Annotated in this window: 12 protein-coding genes; 4 read left to right on the forward strand and 8 right to left on the reverse strand. The window is 32.3% G+C overall.

Annotation, left to right across the window (positions count from 1 at the left end; translation table 11 throughout):
* Positions 1-2 precede the first annotated feature (2 nt).
* The 3 genes from D1816_RS20770 (at position 3) to D1816_RS20780 (ending at position 4,199) form a co-directional block, all read left to right on the forward strand.
* Positions 3-2,084, forward strand: coding sequence for a TonB-dependent siderophore receptor (locus D1816_RS20770; protein ID WP_118505406.1), 2,082 nt, complete (start codon positions 3-5; stop codon positions 2,082-2,084).
* A gap of 11 nt (positions 2,085-2,095) precedes the next feature.
* Positions 2,096-2,722, forward strand: coding sequence for an HmuY family protein (locus D1816_RS20775; protein ID WP_118505408.1), 627 nt, complete (start codon positions 2,096-2,098; stop codon positions 2,720-2,722).
* A gap of 562 nt (positions 2,723-3,284) precedes the next feature.
* On the forward strand, positions 3,285-4,199 hold the full coding sequence (locus tag D1816_RS20780; protein ID WP_066308176.1) for a LysR family transcriptional regulator: 915 nt from the start codon (positions 3,285-3,287) through the stop codon (positions 4,197-4,199).
* 120 nt (positions 4,200-4,319) lie between these two features.
* Here D1816_RS20780 and D1816_RS20785 read toward each other — a convergent pair whose 3' ends face one another.
* From D1816_RS20785 to D1816_RS20820, 8 genes are all read right to left on the reverse strand, one after another.
* Complete coding sequence (locus tag D1816_RS20785) at positions 4,320-5,930, reverse strand: isocitrate lyase (RefSeq protein ID WP_066308175.1); 1,611 nt, start codon at positions 5,928-5,930, stop codon at positions 4,320-4,322.
* Positions 5,931-6,775: 845 nt separating this feature from the next.
* A complete protein-coding gene (locus tag D1816_RS20790; RefSeq protein WP_118505410.1) occupies positions 6,776-7,219 on the reverse strand; it encodes a glycosyltransferase in 444 nt (147 codons plus the stop codon).
* A gap of 452 nt (positions 7,220-7,671) precedes the next feature.
* A complete protein-coding gene (locus D1816_RS20795) occupies positions 7,672-8,283 on the reverse strand; it encodes a hypothetical protein (RefSeq protein ID WP_118505412.1) in 612 nt (203 codons plus the stop codon).
* Between the two features lie 463 nt (positions 8,284-8,746).
* Entirely contained in the window at positions 8,747-9,946 is a 1,200-nt protein-coding gene (locus D1816_RS20800) for a metallophosphoesterase (protein ID WP_118505414.1), read from the reverse strand.
* Between the two features lie 130 nt (positions 9,947-10,076).
* Positions 10,077-11,570 (reverse strand): IPT/TIG domain-containing protein, encoded by a 1,494-nt coding sequence (locus D1816_RS20805; protein ID WP_118505416.1) that lies wholly within the window; start codon positions 11,568-11,570, stop codon positions 10,077-10,079.
* Between the two features lie 106 nt (positions 11,571-11,676).
* Positions 11,677-12,831: a hypothetical protein gene (locus D1816_RS20810; RefSeq protein ID WP_118505418.1), complete on the reverse strand. Its 1,155-nt coding sequence runs from the start codon at positions 12,829-12,831 to the stop codon at positions 11,677-11,679.
* 17 nt (positions 12,832-12,848) lie between these two features.
* The gene (locus D1816_RS20815; RefSeq protein WP_118505420.1) at positions 12,849-14,405 is read right to left on the reverse strand and encodes a SusD/RagB family nutrient-binding outer membrane lipoprotein; all 1,557 of its coding nucleotides are present in this window, start codon (positions 14,403-14,405) and stop codon (positions 12,849-12,851) included.
* Between the two features lie 23 nt (positions 14,406-14,428).
* Positions 14,429-17,476, reverse strand: a complete 3,048-nt coding sequence (locus D1816_RS20820) for a SusC/RagA family TonB-linked outer membrane protein (protein ID WP_118505422.1) — start codon at positions 17,474-17,476, stop codon at positions 14,429-14,431.
* Between the two features lie 292 nt (positions 17,477-17,768).
* Between D1816_RS20820 and D1816_RS20825 the strand changes: the two genes are divergently transcribed.
* The gene (locus tag D1816_RS20825) at positions 17,769-19,046 is read left to right on the forward strand and encodes a LuxR C-terminal-related transcriptional regulator (protein WP_118505425.1); all 1,278 of its coding nucleotides are present in this window, start codon (positions 17,769-17,771) and stop codon (positions 19,044-19,046) included.
* The last annotated feature ends 135 nt before the right edge of the window (positions 19,047-19,181 follow it).

The raw sequence follows: 19,181 nt of genomic DNA on the forward strand, positions 1-19,181 counted from the left end.
AAATGAGTATTAAATATCTGTTTACTAGTTTTTTATGTGCTTTTTCTCTTTTGAAAGTGTATTCGCAAGAAACTTTTGTTGATAGCACAAAAGTTACAGAAATAGATGAAGTTGTACTTACTGCTACACGAACTGCAAGGCAACTTTCTTCATTACCACTACCCGTTACTTTGGTTACCAAGAAAAATATTACTCGATCTGGAACGGTACGACTTAACGAAATTCTCGCTGAACAAACAGGTATTGTTACGGTTGCAGATGAAAGTGGGTTTGAGGGGGTTCAGATTCAAGGAATTGCTTCAGACTATATTTTGATCTTAATTGATGGTGTTCCTTTAGTAGGTAGAAGTGCAGGTAATTTTGATATAAGTAGGCTTACAGTAGGTAATATAAAACAGGTTGAGGTTGTAAAAGGACCGTCGAGTAGTTTATATGGTTCTGAGGCTTTAGGAGGTGTTATTAATATCATTACAGAGAAACCAACAAAAGAAATTGTATCTGGAAATTTATCTTATAGAATAGGTAGTTTCATGCAACAAGATATAAACTTGGATCTTAAACAGCGCATCAAAGGATTTCGATATGGAGTTTTTGTGAACCGTTTCTCTAGCGAAGGATATGACCTAAACCCAGAAGTAGCTGGGCAAACGGTAAATCCATTTGAAAATTATACAGTTAATGCTAGGGTTTATAATGATTTTTCTAAAAAGGTATCTGTATTCGCTTCTGCACGATACTACAATCAAAATCAAGATGCAAGTTTTAGTCTAAATGACACAAATTTTGAAGGTGATAGTAAAGAAGAGGAGTGGAATATGCACCTTCGATTTAATCATATCTGGAATTCAAAGCAAGCTTTTGAATATGAATTATATTATACAAATTATACAGCAGTTGAAAAACTTATGGATCCAATATCTGCTGATATTCTTACAGATAGTAATTTTGATCAACGTCTTTTGCGGCCAGAGATTAGAGGAACTCATACCTTTAATAATACAAGTAAGCTTACTGCAGGTTTAGGAGTGCAGTATGATCAATTAGATCGTACGTTTTTTGATGAAAAAGTGACATTTAATTCTCAATATGTATATCTACAATATGATGTTGATTTTTTTGAAAAATTAAATGTAATTGCAGGTGCTCGATTTGATAATCATTCAGAATATAGTAATCAGTTGAGTCCCAAATTGGCACTCCGTTATAAAGTGACAAATCATATTGCTGTCAAGGCATCTGCAGGATATGGATTTAAAGCACCAGATTTTAGACAATTATATTTTGATTTCACCAATTCTGCAGTAGGATACACAGTATTGGGGTACAATGTTGCTATTGATAAGTTAAGAGCTTTACAAAATCAAGGGCAAATTCTAGATATTGTTGTTCCTGAAAGTGATTTGCAAAATCCATTAGAAGCCGAAAGTTCTGTCGGGTATAATATTGGTGTTACTTATAGAAAGAGAAACTGGAATACAGAAATAAATTTCTTCAGGAATGATTTTCAAAACCTAATTGATACTAGAATTATAGCTAGAAAAACCAATGGACAGAATGTCTTTAGTTATTTCAATTTTGATGAAGTATATACAACAGGTGTAGAGACCAATATTGGTTACAAATTTGATCATTTTGCCGTTAATGCGGGATATCAATTACTCTATGCTTTTGACAAAACAAAAAAAAAACAAGTAAAGAACGGACAGGTGTTTGCTCGTGACCCACAAACGAACGAAACAATTGAAGTGAAAAAATCAGAATATTTTGGGTTGGTTAATCGGTCAAGACACAATGCAAATTTTAAGGTTTTCTATGAAATTCCATCTGTAGCAGCAAACATCAACCTAAGATTTATTTATAGGAGTAAATATGGACTATTTGATACCAATGGTAATGATCTAATAGATGATTATGACACTAGTTTTGTTGATGGATTTGTTACTGCTAATATAGCTGCAAGCAAAAAAATATATAAAGATTTTATGCTACAAATAGGAGCTAATAATCTATTCGATTATACAGATTCTAATATCTCTTCATTACCAGGAATACAGCTGTATACTCGACTTAATTATAATTTTTAAATACAATCAAAATGAAAAAAGGAATTTTATTACTAGCAATTTTTAGTCTCATACTCGCTTCATGTAGCGATGATGATAACGGGAATGGTCCAGATCCAGTGCCGATTGAATCGAATCAAGTAACGAATTTAACAGCTCCGCAAATAGGAGGGCAAGGAACTGGACAGGATATTGGAGGCCCATTTACTAAATTTGATTTTGAGACAGGAGCTATAACCACAAGTGATACGGATTGGGATATTGCGTTTAGAGGCACCACAATTGCTGTAAATGGGGGAGAAGTTACTGGTACAGCTGATGAACCAATTCGAAATGGTAATACAGGAGCTGCAATTGCTACAGGCACTTTTGCTAGCGTGACTAGTGCAGAAGGTTTAACTTTTGCTCAAGATAACAGCAGTGCTTTTGCTATACCAACGGGAAGTGATAATGGATGGTACAATTATAATTTTATGACTAATATTATATCTCCTATTCCTGGTAAAGTTTTAGTGTTTAGAACCAGAAACGGAAACTACGCAAAAGTGGAAATAGTAAGTTATTATAAGGATCAGGATAGTTCAAATCCTGCTAATGGACGTTTTTATACTTTCAATTATGTCTATAACCCAAATGTGGGAGAAACCTCTTTCGAATAGTTTTTTAGTTTTTTGATGTTAATTTAGTTTTACTAGAAATACAATATGAAATAAAGACAGATATTTTTGGAAAGAATTACTGAAACCCTTGTAAAAATTGATTTTTATAAGGGTTTTTGATTTGCCGTTATTTCCTTAAATAAGATTGAAATACTTAGGGATCAATTGTGATTACCTTGATAAATTAAAAACCTGTTTGGGTCATAAGAGAATTCCTAAAAATTCATTATCCATCAGAATCGAATTGTTGACACTTATTAATGTTTATAGAATTATAAATCAACTAGAATATGAAACTTAAAAATATGCTTGAATAGTTATGATCTCCAATTTAAACAGTTGATAAGCGCTTTATTCATTTATCTATTTTATAGCTATTCGTTTTGCTATTGTCCTTCAAAAGAGTCCTTTGTTTTATTAATTTGTACAATATTAATTTTTATGAATTACTTAGGTCTTAGTGTTTTAAGTTTAAGCAAATCATTCATGATAACTACTAACTTAAAAAATGAGGTTCATTTACTTTTATTTATTTTTGGTGTAAAATAGATAAAAGTATTTTATGCATTATACACTTCATCAATTACAGATTTTTTCTAAAATAGTTGAAAAACAAAGTATAACTAAAGCTTCTGAAGAATTACATCTAACTCAGCCAGCGGTTTCAATACAATTAAGAAATTTTCAGAATCAATTTCCTATTCCTTTAACTGAAGTCATTGGAAGAAAGCTTTATGTTACAGATTTTGGAAAAGAAATTGCCATAGCCGCAGAGAAAATACTACAAGAAGTAAAAGATATAAACTATAAGACATTAGCATATCAAGGGCAGCTATCTGGGGTGTTAAAAATTTCTGTGGTATCTACAGGTAAATATATTATGCCGTATTTCTTATCTGATTTTATAAAGCAACATAAAGATGTAGAGCTTGTTCTTGATGTTACTAATAAAGCACAGGTCATTCAAAGTCTAGAAAAAAACACAGTAGATTTTTCATTAGTTTCAGTTCTTCCAGATAAGTTACAAATAGAAAAAATTGAGTTAATGGAAAATCAACTTTATCTAGTAGGAAATAATGATGAAAAATTCGAAAAAGATATATATGATAAATCTATTTTTGCAAAATTACCTTTAATTTATAGAGAACAAGGGTCTGGGACTAGGTTTACTATGGAACAGTTTATTGAAAAGAATAACCTACCCGTAAGTAAAAAAATGGAACTCACTTCTAATGAGGCTGTAAAGCAAGCAGTGATCGCAGGACTTGGCTATTCTATTATGCCTATTATTGGGATACGAAACGAACTTAAAACTGGACGTTTACAAATTATTCCTATCAAGGATTTTCCGATTAAATCCAATTGGCATATGATATGGTTGAAGGATAAAAAGTTCTCTTTAGTTGCCACTACCTTTCTCGAATATTTGAAAAAGGAAAAGAGTACCATTATCAAAAAGAGATTTGATAATTTTTAGGGACTTAAAAATTATATCTAATACAATGGTTGTTTTTTTAAATGATACATTTTTAGAACTATAGAAAAGGTGACCCATAAAATAGAGTCACCCTTTTTATACATAACTGAGACAAAGGTTTTATTTGTCCAAGGCCAATTCTGGCTCTTTAGTACTTGTTTTAATTTCAAATTGATTACTGGTATTTTTCTCTCCACCGGCTTTTAAAGCTTTTTCACCCGCAAAGAAGGTTTTGTGATCATCTCCTAAGTCTGAACCTGCCATACGTTGGTGCTTTACACAAGATACACCTTTTCGTATTTCTTGACGTTGAACAGAATCTACATAAGCTAACATTCCCATATCACCGAAATAACCTTCAACAAGATCGTTCATATGTAATGCAGTTGTATGGTATGTAGGCAGTGTGATTAGGTGATGAAATACACCGGCATCGCGAGAAGCCTCTGCTTGGAACATACGAATCATTTCATCTGCTCGGTCCGACAATTCAGTACCATCATATTTGGCATCCATTAATTCATCACGGTTATAGGCAGATGTATCTTCACCAGTTGCCACCATAAGGTCAAATGCTTGTTGACGAAAATTAATGGTCCAGTTAAAAGAAGGTGAGTTGTTATATACTAATTTTGCATTTGGCACTTGTTCCTTAACTCGGTTTACCATATGCGCAATTTGTTTCACATTTGGTGTTGGAGTCTCAATCCATAATAAATCTGCACCATTCTCTAAACTCGTAATACAGTCTAATACCACCCTATCAATATTAGACCCTTCTTTAAATTTATACAAGCCATTTGGCATACGTACAGGACGAACTAGTTTACCATCACGTTTAAACAACACATCATTTTCATTAACTTCTCCTATAGCAACTTCTTCTGCTTCAACAAAATCCATATACTGTGATGCAAGATCTCCTTCTTCCATAGATACGGGTAATTTTTGTGTTAAGCCCGCACCTTCAGAATCTGTTCGAGCAACAATTACACCTTCTTCTATACCTAACTCTAAGAAAGCATAACGTAGGGCATTTAGCTTAGCAATAAAATCTTCGTGAGGTACCGTTACTTTACCGTCTTGGTGACCACATTGCTTAGCATCAGATACCTGGTTTTCGATTTGTAGAGCGCAAGCACCTGCCTCAATCATTTTTTTTGCTAAAAGATATGTGGCTTCTTCATTTCCAAAACCTGCATCAATATCGGCAATGATAGGTACAACATGAGTTTCAAAATTATCGATCTCGGCCTGAACATCTTCTCCTGCATCCAGACGACGAAAAAGATCATTTAATTCTACTGCATCCGCTTGACGTAAGAATGTGTATATTTCTTCAATTAATTTAGGAACTGAAGTTTTTTCGTGCATTGATTGATCAGGTAAAGGCCCTAACTCAGAACGTAATGCTGCTACCATCCAACCCGACAGATACAAGTATGTTTTATCTGTTGTGCCTTTATGTTTTTTTACAGCAATCATTTTTTGTTGTGCCACAAATCCATGCCAGCAACCTAATGACTGGGTGTAGTTTAGATTGTTTTCATCATATTCGGCCATGTCTTTACGCATAATAGATGCCGTATATTTAGCTATGTCTAATCCTGTTTTAAATCTATTTTGTACAGCAATACGTGCTGCATTTTCTGGCTTTATGGTCGCCCATGTATTTCCATGTTTTGCTTTCAGTTTACGTACAATATCAAGGGCTGAATTATAATTAGTCATAATGTTATTTTTAATTTTACTTTAAGGTTAATTTCTTTATTTAACTATCGCTTTTTTCTGAGTACTGTAATCATGGGTATTATTAATAGCCCAATTTGTAACCAATGTTTTAGTCTTTACTTGAGATTTCATTTTTTTAGTTTTTGTTATTTTATTAATAATATGATTCCCATTATCTACGTAGCAGCATCTGTGGGGTTCTTTCTTTTGTAATACAATTCAGAAAATCATAATCTTATCTATCCGTTTTAATGTGGTTTGATTGCTTTTATGCTAAAGCAGTCAGCTGTTTGATAAAATCACTGATTAGTTTTCGTATTCAATTAATTACAAGGCAATATTATAAAAAAGTTTTTGATTAAAAAAGCGAACGTTCGCTAAATGTTTATAAAAAATTAAAATGATCACGTTCGCAGATAACTTTTTTTAAGCAGATAGCTTCGATGAAATATTTGTGTTTATTGAATTTTAATACTGATAATCAGTTGCTTATAATATTCTGGAAAGATTGAGCTCTTTTAAGTATTTAAGCTTTTGATTGATAGAAAACTGATACTTAAAAAAATAGATAATATGTATAAGATGTCTCTGAAATTGAAAAAAATACTTTGTTTTTAAAGAAATTAGCTATGTTTTTTAGACATCTACGTTATTAAAATCTAATAAATACACTCTTACTAAATTAATTTTTATATAGATTTTGTGGATTCAACAGGTATTCCTCTGGACTTACTAATCGTTTTTAATTTGTTTATGTCTTTTGAGGTATTATCTCTGGTATTTTAATGAATTGAAAATAGAACAAATGAAATTTTATGATGAAGAAATTTTATAAATCAAGCATTTTAAATGTTTGTATCATTTGCAGAAATAATGCTTTCGTACATTTTTTTAAACTCTTTAAGGCTTTTTTTAGTTCTGGAACCGAATACCATGCCTAATCTGTAATTTGTTTTTAATGATTTTAATAGCTCATCGGCATCTTTCACAGTAGTGGATAAACTTGCATCTATAAACCCTACAAATGTTATGTCTCCTCTGCTATGAAGATATCTGGCACCAGCTCTTACAGCTTCTGCTTTGCCACAATTCTTTTTTATATCTACTACGCTTACTTTTAACGGGTTATCCATTTGTATGGTTTTTAATAAAGAAATTGTGTCATCTTTACTACCGTTATTAACAAAACATAAATGAAATTTGTCTTCTCGATTTATAAAATTTAAAAATAGAGTAGTATTTAATCTTTTTTCTTCATTGTAACACGATATTATTATTCCGGTCTTCATGGTAAGAGTGATCTTTTTAGCGATTAGATGCCCTAAATTAATTAGAATTTAAGCTCGTAATCTTAGTGTTTCGATGAGATAGAAATTGGTTGTGGTGAATGGTATAGAATAGAGGTTAAAATGAATTTTGATATCGAGTTTATTAGATAAAGGGGTGTGTTAAAAACGTAAACCTTAGTATTGATAAAACAGCAGGACATAATAATTTATATCCTGCTGTTTTAGGGTGAAACTTGTTAATTAGCTATAATTTGATAGTACTTTATTGTTATACTATTAGTACTACTTTTTTATCCTTAAGTCGTTCCTCCTAATGGTTATATGTAATTTGTTAAACTAATTTACTTACTTATTCGTGATTGAATTCTTTTCGTAAATAAGGTTTTACACTACTCGTAATATTTCTTTCTTAAACTTAAATAAGATTGGTAGATACTCGGTTGTATAGAAACTCATCGGTTATTGATCGTTATAATTTGTTGAATTAACTCACTTACTTGTTCGCTATTAAATTCTTTTCGTAAATAAGGTTTTACTCTACTCATGATATTTCCATCTACGTCTAAGTGATGTAATCCTAGAGAATGACCAATTTCATGAGGGCTTGTTGTTTTAAACAGAAACTCATCTGTTATGAATGTTCTTTGGGTTACTCCTAAGCCTGCAATGGCAATGGTATTGGTTCTGGGTATAATATACATATTCAAACGGTCCGGTTTACAGGTGCCCTTTGTTTCTCTCTCAAAAATCGCTGATTCATTACCGCGATCGTCTTTAAGGTCATATAATTCTGGATTTACTAACGTTCTGGATTCTCCCAAAACAATTCCGATATCATGCCGATTAAAAAAACAGCCGTTTAAATAATCTAAATATTTTGATTCATCGATGTTATATTTCGATTTCGCATACTTCTCATTTGGGAGAACATAAATTATATCTAATTTTAATTTAAATGTAGGATTATTCATATATATTGGTTCAATGAATAACGGAGCAGAGTCATCTTCTACAGAACATGAAGGTAATAAGAGCACTAGTAAAAGAAAAGTCAATTGTTTCATAGTTTTTAGTGCTTTAAGTTAATAATTAATTGATTGTAGAAATAGGGCGCGCAGTTTTCTATTTTCCTATTATTAAGGTACTTATTTACATGAGGGTATTTTTCTTTTTTAGATGAAAGGTTTTTTTGATCGTTTAAATGCATAGTAATTACGACGAACGATTTGGGTTTTTTTCGATAATAAGTAGATTTTGAAAGACTATTGGATATATTTGATCGATAAGTGGCAAAAATGATGATTATGTTATACGACGAGCTGAAGCTAAAGTAAAACCCAGTACAGAAAGCTGTTTCTGAACATTCTTACTCAATTTTTTGGCATGAAAAGCATGAAAATGTGATATACAAAATCGTTATTTTAATTCACATATAATTTTGTTCAGTGTTATACGCTTCTAACGTTGTTGTTTTTATTGGTCAATTAGTATGAGGGTATACAAGAATAGTATAATTGTCGGCTGTAATTACTTGGTGAAATCTAATTTAATTTTTTTTCCAAGATCATTTACTTTGAAATAATTGCCTTTCTCTATGAGCAGTGCCTGGGATCTGCTACTAAACTTTTCTTTGGGGTGTTTTATAGCTACTCTAATAACCTTACCGTTAAAATCACTTGTTATTTCTTTATCGATAATAGTATGTCCTATTATGATGTGATTTACCTTATAAAATTTTAAAATATGTTCTAAGGAGTTGCTATCTAGTTTAGTATAATGCTGCTTATAATCCTTAACTAATCCTCTGTACCATAAAGGGCCCATTCTTCCGAATATCAAATTAACATACTCATTGTTTTTTGATTTTTTATCAAAGTTTTCCCGAATATTGTTTCTTACATGTTCATTAATTTCCTCTATAGATAAACCGGTATCAATCATATCTTCACTAATACCGCCATGAAGAATTAGGTTATCACCAATCTTTTCGATTGTATTTTTAGATTTTATCCATTTTACTAATTCGTTAGCGTCAGACATTAAGTTCTTATATGCAATCTTTTGATTGGTTTTTGGTTCTGAAATTATTTTTGCTAGTTCAAGATATTTTGATTGTACATATTTTAAGTTAAGTTGTAAGTTCATTACATCATGATTACCTAATACAAAATGGACTTGCCCATTTTTTAATTTAGCTTCTTGTTCTAATTTGTATAAAAGCCATAAACAAGGTAAAACTTCGGTGCCTCGATCCATCATATCACCGGCAATAACCAAATGGCCATTACCAAATGTCCAATTATAGTCTTTATCCATTATTTTATTACCTATTAAAAGACTATAAAAAGTATTGAAATTACCTTCGATATCCGATGTAATAAATATTTTTTCTTGGGGTTCGTACATTGCATTAGGAACCAAATATTTATTCATTAATGAAAATGTAAAGCTATCATTCTCTTTATTGTTGACTTTGCTTATAAATTTTTGCTTTTGTATTCTTTTTACGACTTTCTTTTTTACATAAAATTCGGAGTTTTTTCTTTCCTCTACAGAGATAACTTCTAGACTATCCTCGGTTTTAGTGTAAATATAAGGGCCATCAAAACTATCTAGTGTTGTGGACTTAGTTTTATGTTCATATAGGTTATTAGTCTCTTTGTTTTTACAGCTAAAAACGACCAACATGTAACATAAAACTATATATATCGATACAATACGTTTCATTTTTTATAGGGATTGTTATAGGTTTTGTAATCTTAACAGCGCTAACAAAATATTTGCAAACGCTGTTAAGTCAAGACCAATTCAAATAATATATAGCTACATCTATAGCATAAAAAATCTTAATTATTTATTATTGATAGATTACGGTTAGTTCTGCTCCATCATCAGGGGTGGACGAGGAGTAATTTTCTGCTTCTCTACCGGTAGAACTACTAGTAGCACCAACACTTACACCTGTATGTTTCATTATAATGCAAATACTATTTCCAGATACCCAGCCAGGTCTATTTACTATCTCTTGTACAATACTTGATAAATCAACAGTTTTTTGAGCATCTAATCTATCGCCTGCAGCAAGCCAAGGTTCAATAGACCAGACAACACTTGTTGTAGTAAGTGGTCTTGCTGATATATTTCCATTTGTTTCTTCGAACGTTTGTGCGTTATCTACAGCTTCTCCATAAATTGTTACTTCTACTGGATCAGAACCATCGTCATCACATTTAAATTGAATCATAGCTTGAGTGACGCTTGCTCCTTGCGGGATAGTGACATTATTAAATCGTAGACCAATATTCTGTAATCCCTGGTTACTACTGATTTCTCCAAATTCTAAATCGCTGCTTCCTAAATCCATATCACCTACCATTGGAATAGGATCTCCCGGATCAATTGTAGGATCAACTTCGGAAACTTCTTCTGCATCATCATTTTCATTATCAATAGGAATGACCAAAGTGATGGGGTTTGTAGGTGCAACCTCTATTGTAAAATCGGGCCCTGTAGCAGTTTTCCCATTTACCATAATACCGATAGCTCCAGTGGTGGCTCCTGTGGGTACCGTTGTTGTAATAGAAGTTCCTGTAGCCATAGTAACAACAGCTGGAGTACCGTTAAAATCAATAATATTATCAGCTGCTGTTGTACTGAAACTGGTGCCTGTAATAGTAATAGTATCTCCTTCTTCTCCTGTTAAAGGATCAATTGCGGTAATTACCGGTACAATATCAAAACCAGAAAAAGTAGCAGTTTGTCCTGCAATTGTAACAGTGATATCACCAGATCCTGCTGTAGAACCTATCGGTATTGAAGTCGTAATACTCGTTTCAGTGGCCTCGGTTATTGTAGCTACAATGCCATTAATGACAATTGAATTATTATCTATAATATCACTAAACTTTGTTCCTGTTATCGTTATTATATCTCCTTCTGCTCCACTAGTAGGGCTAACCTCTGAAATTGTTGGGATAGAAATAATGTTAAATATTGGTCCAGTAACCGTTAATTGATAGTGCGAAACGGTTATGGGTCCCGCTGTAGCTCCTTCAGGAACTGTTACGGTTAGGGCTGTTGGGGTAGCAGCCGTAACCAAGGCACTTACTCCATTAAAGCTAACTTTATTGTTAGATCTAACAGGACTAAAATTGGTTCCCATAATCATAATAGAATTTCCAACTTCACCTACTTCAGGATTAATACTACTAATGGTATGTGGCAAAATAGGATCTGGCACAAATGTATAATCTTCATCATCACAGGAGATAAACCCTACTATTAAAGCGATGATTGCTATGATAATTTGAAATATCTCTTTTGATATTCCTAGTTGTTTTTTTGTATCCATAATTTTTTATCAATTTTATTTAAGAAATAATAAGGACAAATTTTAAAGTGTTTTTTCTAATTGTATGCTTTACTTCACTCTGTCTATATATTAACTGTACTTTAGTTTAATTTTCGGGTACATAAACCAACATCGAATCAAAGTAAATTTCCTCATTTCCGCTATCAATTTCGGCATCTATGATTAAAGTATAGGCAGTAATATTATCCAGAAACCCGGAATCGGCAACTCTCCATAAACCTTCAACATCGTTCAAGCCAGAGCCACTTAAATTAAGTAACTCTATAGTTTCTGTTGCTGCACCTGCTCTTTCAATCATAGCATAAATGCGCAGTGTGTCATCATCTTCCCAAGAAGTTGAACGAAGAAAATATTGTATTTGTACTCCAGTTTGTGGATTAGTTACTGGATCAACATTTACCGTATCAAAGGTTAATCTAAATAGCCCATCAACATCTTCTAGTTGAAATCCTTGAATACCGTCTATATAGCCACCGACATCCTCAGTTTTTTGAGTTACACCTATTTCTTCATTAGAAAAACCACCATTGCCATTACTAAAAAACTCTGATCTAAATCCAATTTCATCATCTAAACCTGTTCCCACAGCAGTATGCATTACATGGCGTTGTCCGGGATTATTTAATAATTCTCCCTCGACATCATTATCAGCAGTTCTAATATAATCTTCTGATGGGTCTGCTGCGGCAAAAGGCTCTTCAAACGAAGTCCCTCTTAATTTTTTCGGAGGAGGGAAGAAAAGCGTAAATCTAAAATCTAGGGCATTCTTAGGTGAACTACTAAATACATTGGGAGCTATACTGCCTCCTTCTTGTTCGTTAGTATCAGGATTAAAATCCACAGGTAACCCAATAAAAATACCATTTGTTGTGGTTACTGTAGCTACAAACCTAAATGAGTCATCGGCGGCTAGATCACTTGATGATATACCAAGTGCATCTAATATGTCTTGACCTAGAATAGTAAAACTATTAGGAAAAGAAGTTACAGTCAGAAAATTATCAACTTCTACATCATTATAGATCAATGTTAAATCATATGAAGTAGCATTGTTGTTAGGGTCTACTACGTTGGCAGTAAAGGATACATTGGCAAAATCTAATATATTGAAAGGAGAAAAATCTGGAATTTCTGCGAATTCGATAAGACCTCCTCGATCAAGTTCGTCATCAAGTATATTATTATCATCTTGACATGATACCGCTAACAGTATTAGTGCAATTATAAATATATGTTTCATTATCATAGTGTTTAATATTATTGTATAAAACCTGCGGGGTTAGTATCCCAAAATACTTGTGTGGTGATAGGTCGTTGTCTTATATTACTATTTGTATCTACTACATCATCTGGATACGAATATGTTCTTGGAAAAGGATTGCTTTCGTTTTTAATTGGTATTTGTAAATTAGAAGGAAAGCCTGTTCTTCTGTATCCGTTATAAGATTCGATGGCATTTCCAAAGGATGATAAATAATATTCTCTCATCACTATATCTAATTTGGTTTCGTTTGTGGCGGCGTTATATTCTGTCATAACGGCTGTCACATAAGCATCAACATCTTCATTTGTGGCTGCAAATGGTGATCCCTCATCAGCATTTTTAAAATTCAAAACTTTATTCATAGATGCTCTAATACCAGCTTCTAATAAAGCAGCAGGGTCTCCTGTAGTACCGATAGACAATGCAGCTTCTGCTCTTAAAAACTTCACATATGAAGATAATAGTATTGGAAAAATCCCTGCTCCACCAAGGTTAGGAGATCGTTCACCACTATCTGGATTATCTGCATCAAAAGTTCCTCCTGCGGGGTAAACACCATAAGTTGTTTTTGTTTGTCCATCAGAAGGGCTACCGCCATCATCACCATGATCTCTTCCTGAATAAAAATCACCAACATAACAAAAATCAAAAATTGGTTCTCCTCCACATGTTGTTATATTTCTAGCACTCTGACGGTATATGTAGTATCTAAGTCTAGGGTCTCTTACCGTTTTAGAATCTTTAAGTAACCAAAGGAAATAGTTGCCTATATATTGAGAAAAACCATCAGGAAGGTATCCTCTTTGAAAATAAGGATGTCTGCTTTCTGGGACCGCTGTTATACCATAGTTGAACTGAAAATCTTCATCAATAGTTTCTATAAAATTATCTTCAGCTAATAATGCATTCAATCGAGTTTGATCTCCAATATTTACCAACATTTTAAGTTTTAAAGAATTTGCAAATTTTATCCATTTATCTTCATCTCCATCAAAATACAGGTCTGTATCTGGTCTAAGCTCAACATTATTAAAATCTTCAATTGCTAAATCAATATCACTTAATACCGCAGCATATACCTCTTCTCCAGGTGTTACCATTGGATTTGGTATTTCTACTGCATTATTAGCTTCAAAAAATGGGATATCTCCAAAATAATCAACTAATGTGATTGTGGCATATGCTCTTAGTACTTTGGCTATTCCTCTATGAAAACGTAAGTCTTCATTTTGAGCAACCAAGTTTTCAAGGATTTTTGTATTTTCTCTAAGTCTAAATACTCTTGTCCATTCACCATCCAATGCAGATGGTTCGGCAATATCGGTATAAACATCTGTCATTGCTTCATATCGCATTACATCATCTGTATTACGAGCAACAATGACCATGGCATCTTCAAACAAATCTTGAATGCCATTTAATAATAAATTTGGATCAACCAGATCTGGAGAAAGACTGTTGGGATTTTCTTGTAAATCAAAATTTGCAACCTCACATGCTGTAAAAAACAAACTTGATAAAATACTTATAATTATACTTATTTTTTTCATCGGGAGTATATATTTTTTAATTATTAAAAAGAAATTGCTACACCAAAAGCATATCTTTTGGTTGTTGGTACAGTAACGTTTCCTCCGCTAGTATCTAACTCTGGATCTATATTGGTATATTTTGGATAATTCGGAGCAAAATAGAATAGATTTCTTCCACTTAGGGTTAGTCTCATACTCTGAAAAGGCAATTTACTTTTTCCTTTATTTAACGTATAGGAGAATGCAATTTCTCTTATTCTAAACACTGAATTATCAAAAACTAGTAGGTCTCGGGCATCAGCATAATTGGGTACAGTTGCAAAGGCATTTTGTTGTATTGTATTTGGTATCGTTCGCCCATTAGCATCTAATAAGGGTAATCCTGTACCTGGATCTCCTAATACACCTGGTATTACAAAAGAGCCTTCTCGGTTTTCGGTATCTCTAGTTACTCCTCTTTCTAAAAGATCTTTCACGAATTCGGAATAATTTTCTCCTCCGTGGGAATATTCAAGTTGTGCAGAAAGTGCAAAATCTTTATAACGAAAGGTATTAATCGTACTCATTCTCCAATCTGGTGTGGGGTCTGCTATAATACGATCTTCAAGTCCTACTTCATCACTAACAATTAACTCCCCATCATTAGGATTCACTAAAAGATTACCTTCGGCATCTCTTAATGCATAATTCTCTACAATAACCCCTAAAGGTTGTCCCTCTATTGCAAATGAATTATCATTAATCCTAATTCTATTAGAAGGGATATCTACCACTGTGGTTTCAAATGCAGTAAAAACATTTCTGAGATTCCATCTGAAATTTTTGTTTCTAAATAGATTAATTCCTAAGTCTATTTCTATTCCTTCTGTATCAATCCTACCTGCATTTATAAGGGTTTGGTCAAATCCAGTAGAGGGATCTAAATCGGCTTCTAAGATTTGATCTTCTGATATTCGTCTGAAAGCAGAAACCTCGAAACTCACGTTATTATTAAAAAAACTACCTTCCATTCCTACTTCAATTTCTTTATGCAATTCTGGTCGTAAATCTGGATTAGCTAATTCATTATCAACACCAATAACTGCAACATTACCATTCGTATCACTAACAAATTCTAGAGGATCAAGATTTAAAATCGTTCTGGTTCTGAGTGCAGATGGAAAACCAGAAGATGTTGCGTACGCTGCTCTTAATTTTAGATAATTAATACTTCTTGAGTTAAAATCAAATGCTGATGTTGGTATAAAAGAAATTGAAGCTCCGGGATAAAATATAGACCTATTTTCAGGTTCTACAGTAGACCCCCAATCATTTCTACCAGATAGAGTGACATATAAAAATTGATCATAATTAAACTCGAACTGACCAAATACACCTGCGAGATTTTCTTTGATTTCATCAAAATCTGCAACTGTGGTTCTAAAATTATCAGGTCGTAAAAAACCAAATACTATTTGGCTATCAGAATCAGATTCTTGTACTTTAAATGTGTTATAGTTTGAGTTGATTCCTACTTGTCCTTCAAATCCGATTTTTTTAGATAGTTTATAATTTGCATTTAAAATAAGACTTTGATCGACTTCAAACTCTTTATCTGCAGATAGATTTAAAAAACCATTCTGTAAGCTACTACTAAGAGTTCCTCCTTTATTAGAAAAGTCAAATTCGAATTCAGATTCATGATCTAATCCAACACGATAGCTTAGCTTTAAATTATCAGTAAATTTATACGTTGTATTTAAGGTGCCCGAAAATCGTATAATGTCATCAAATCTACCTGTATTGTTTAATACCCATAATGGGTTTTGATCATCACTTCTGTAATATACATTTGCTCCAGTTACGGGATCTTGAAAAGGTAAATTATGGATATCTAAACTTCTGGGAATATAATGTAATCGTTCAAAAATGTTGCTCCCGATTTGAGAGTTTCTTTGCCTTGAACTATAATTAAGAGATGTAGAAACTTTCAATTTATCTGTAACTCGTAATTTACCACCTAAACCTATATTGAATCTTTTAAGATCATTATTGCCTATGATTCCTTCTTCTGATGTGTACCCCACAGAAAGATTGACTGCAGTTGTCTTATTGGTAGATCTTATTCTTAATGATGTTATAGAGCCTCTTCCTGTTCTAAAAAAATCTTTTACATTATTAGGAGCTGCTTTATAGGGTACGGTTGCGTTAGCAAATTCTGGAAAAGAAGGATTACCTGAAAGAGGGTGAGGCACCTCGTCAAAATCAGCAAATGGTGCACCAAAACTTCCTGTGTTTCCTATAGAAATTTGTTGATTGTTTCCAACGCCATAGGTGTTTTGATATTCAGGAAGGTTTGCTACCTCATTGGTATACGTAGTTTGAGAAACAGAAGCTTTAAAGCTTTTTTTTCCAAGTTTGCCACTACCGCTTATAGTTTCTATCAAAATAACACCATTTCGTCCTTCGCTTCCATACAATACAGATGCATTTAAACCTTTAAGAATGTTAACACTTTTAATATCATTTGGGTCGATATCAATAAGGCTGGCATTAGAAGGAACATTATTAATAACAATCAAAGGACCATTACTTTGCGTAAGCGATAAAGAGGATCGTATCCTAATTAATGGCGCATTACCTGTACTTCCGCTACTTGCGGTAATTTGAACTCCTGCTATCTTTCCTTGCAAAGTTCTAGAAACATCAGCTTCAGGGCGCTGTTCTATTTCTTCAGAAGCCACTTTAGAAATTGCGTACCCTAATGATTTCTTAGATTTTGATATACCTTGCGCAGTTACAATAACTTCATCAAGTGTGTTTTCATCCTCAACTAAAGTGATAGTAAGAGGCGAACTACTAGCGCTAGCCTCCTGATCTTTAAACCCTAAATAAGAAATTACTAGAATAGCACCTCGTTTAGTATTTATTGTAAAGTTCCCATCAAAGTCTGTTTGTGTGCCTGTCGAAGTATCTTTTACAACAATAGTAGCTCCTGGTAATGGAAGACCATCTTCTGAAGATACTGTACCGCTGACCTCAATTTCTTGAGCAAAGGATATTGTATTTAGAAAAAGAAACATAAAAAAATAGTAGTAATTGATTTTCATAATTTAAATACTAATTATATAGTTAGACTTTAGGCTCTTAATAGAAAAAGAATTGTTGGGTTATCGTTTTTCTATCTTTAAAGTAGTGGGTTAATAAATACTAGTTTCAAACTTAAAGGGATTTGTGCTATTTGTATTATTTTAACATACTATTAAGATACAATAGATTGTGAAATACATCACATAAAGCTACTACAAGGCATGTTTTTTACTATTTTTATTACACAAATCACACACATATCATCTTAAAAGGATATTTTTATTGTTAACAACATGCCAAAAAACTTTTAATTTGAAAAAAACGTTAATTTATCTAATAGGTCTTGTTTTTGGTTTGAATCTAAGTTTAGCACAAACAAAGATTATTTCCGAAGGTGATGAATGGTATTATTATGATGACAAAAGTGCACCTCCCAAAGAATGGATTAATAATAATTATATTTATACTGATTGGAAAAAAGGAATATCCCCTCTTGGATATGGTGATGATAGAATAAAGACGGTAATAAGTTATGGAAACAACAAGTCCAAAAAACACATCACAAAGTATTTTAAAAAAACCTTTAGAATCGATGATCCATACGAATATTTAGTATATGAATTAAAGCTACAAAGAGATGATGGTATAGTTCTTTATTTAAATGGAAGAGAACTCCTAAGAGATAATATGCCAGAAAATGATACGATTACACATAAAACAAAAGCAAATAGTCTTGTTAGGTCTGATCGAGAAGAAGTAATTTATACCGAATTAATATTTCCGGATAATTTAATTGTAGGAAATAATACGATAAGTGCTTCGGTACATCAATCAAGAGTAACATCTTCTGATTGTTTGTTTAATTTAGAACTTATTGGGGATAATAATCCTAATAAGATTCCTATAGTTTTAAAAGAAAGAACAATACAAAATCTTAGTCTAGATTTAAAATTAAAAGAACTCAATCATAAGCTTGAGTTAGAAAAAAAGGACCTCCAATTTGGTTTTTTGCAGAAATCCAATACGAGTCTAAAAATCACAATTTACATTATAATAGCACTATTAGTACTATCAATAATTGGTATAAGTCTTTTATGGAAAAAACATACAACTAAGGAAAAAAAGTTGTCTGAAAATATATTTGGGTTAGAAGAAATTAATCGAAGAAAAGATCAAGAAATGATGAGTAACTCGATAAAACTTCTTGACAATCAACAGTACTTAAAGGAAATTAAAAAGGAGTTAGAAGATACTATTAAGGAAGATACAACTAGTATAAAAAAAGAACTTAAAAAAATTGTTAACCAAATAGAATACAATTTGGAAAATGAAGAAGATTGGGAAAATTTAAAAAAACATTTTAATGTTATTCATACAGGTTTTTTTGATAAATTAATTAAGCAACATCCGTCTTTGTCTGAAATCGAGTTAAGACATTGTATTTTTATTAAGTTATATATGCAGACAAAAGAAATTGCAAGAATTATGCATATAGATCCAAGATCGGTACAAGCATCAAGATATCGAATTAAAAAGAAAATGAATTTAGACGAAAACACAGACTTAAGAGAATATCTACTAAATCTTTAAACTTTTGTAGAGGTCATAATAATGGATGAAAAATTAGATATATAGTTTTTTTAATCGATAATTGTAAGAGATAATTGTTGCCTTATCAAACGATAAATTGAAGTCAAGGTAAAATCTGTTATTTTTTGAGCAGGT

Origin of the sequence: Aquimarina sp. AD10 (genome assembly GCF_003443715.1) — a bacterium.
Lineage (GTDB): Bacteria > Bacteroidota > Bacteroidia > Flavobacteriales > Flavobacteriaceae > Aquimarina > Aquimarina aggregata.

Coding starts and splice junctions, on each gene's coding strand:
- D1816_RS20795 (WP_118505412.1), bottom strand. CDS start 8,283: ATGAAACAATTGACTTTTCTTTTACTAGTGCTCTTATTACCTTCATGT.
- D1816_RS20785 (WP_066308175.1), bottom strand. CDS start 5,930: ATGACTAATTATAATTCAGCCCTTGATATTGTACGTAAACTGAAAGCA.
- D1816_RS20815 (WP_118505420.1), bottom strand. CDS start 14,405: ATGAAAAAAATAAGTATAATTATAAGTATTTTATCAAGTTTGTTTTTT.
- D1816_RS20820 (WP_118505422.1), bottom strand. CDS start 17,476: ATGAAAATCAATTACTACTATTTTTTTATGTTTCTTTTTCTAAATACA.
- D1816_RS20810 (WP_118505418.1), bottom strand. CDS start 12,831: ATGAAACATATATTTATAATTGCACTAATACTGTTAGCGGTATCATGT.
- D1816_RS20770 (WP_118505406.1), top strand. CDS start 3: ATGAGTATTAAATATCTGTTTACTAGTTTTTTATGTGCTTTTTCTCTT.
- D1816_RS20800 (WP_118505414.1), bottom strand. CDS start 9,946: ATGAAACGTATTGTATCGATATATATAGTTTTATGTTACATGTTGGTC.
- D1816_RS20775 (WP_118505408.1), top strand. CDS start 2,096: ATGAAAAAAGGAATTTTATTACTAGCAATTTTTAGTCTCATACTCGCT.
- D1816_RS20805 (WP_118505416.1), bottom strand. CDS start 11,570: ATGGATACAAAAAAACAACTAGGAATATCAAAAGAGATATTTCAAATT.
- D1816_RS20790 (WP_118505410.1), bottom strand. CDS start 7,219: ATGAAGACCGGAATAATAATATCGTGTTACAATGAAGAAAAAAGATTA.
- D1816_RS20780 (WP_066308176.1), top strand. CDS start 3,285: ATGCATTATACACTTCATCAATTACAGATTTTTTCTAAAATAGTTGAA.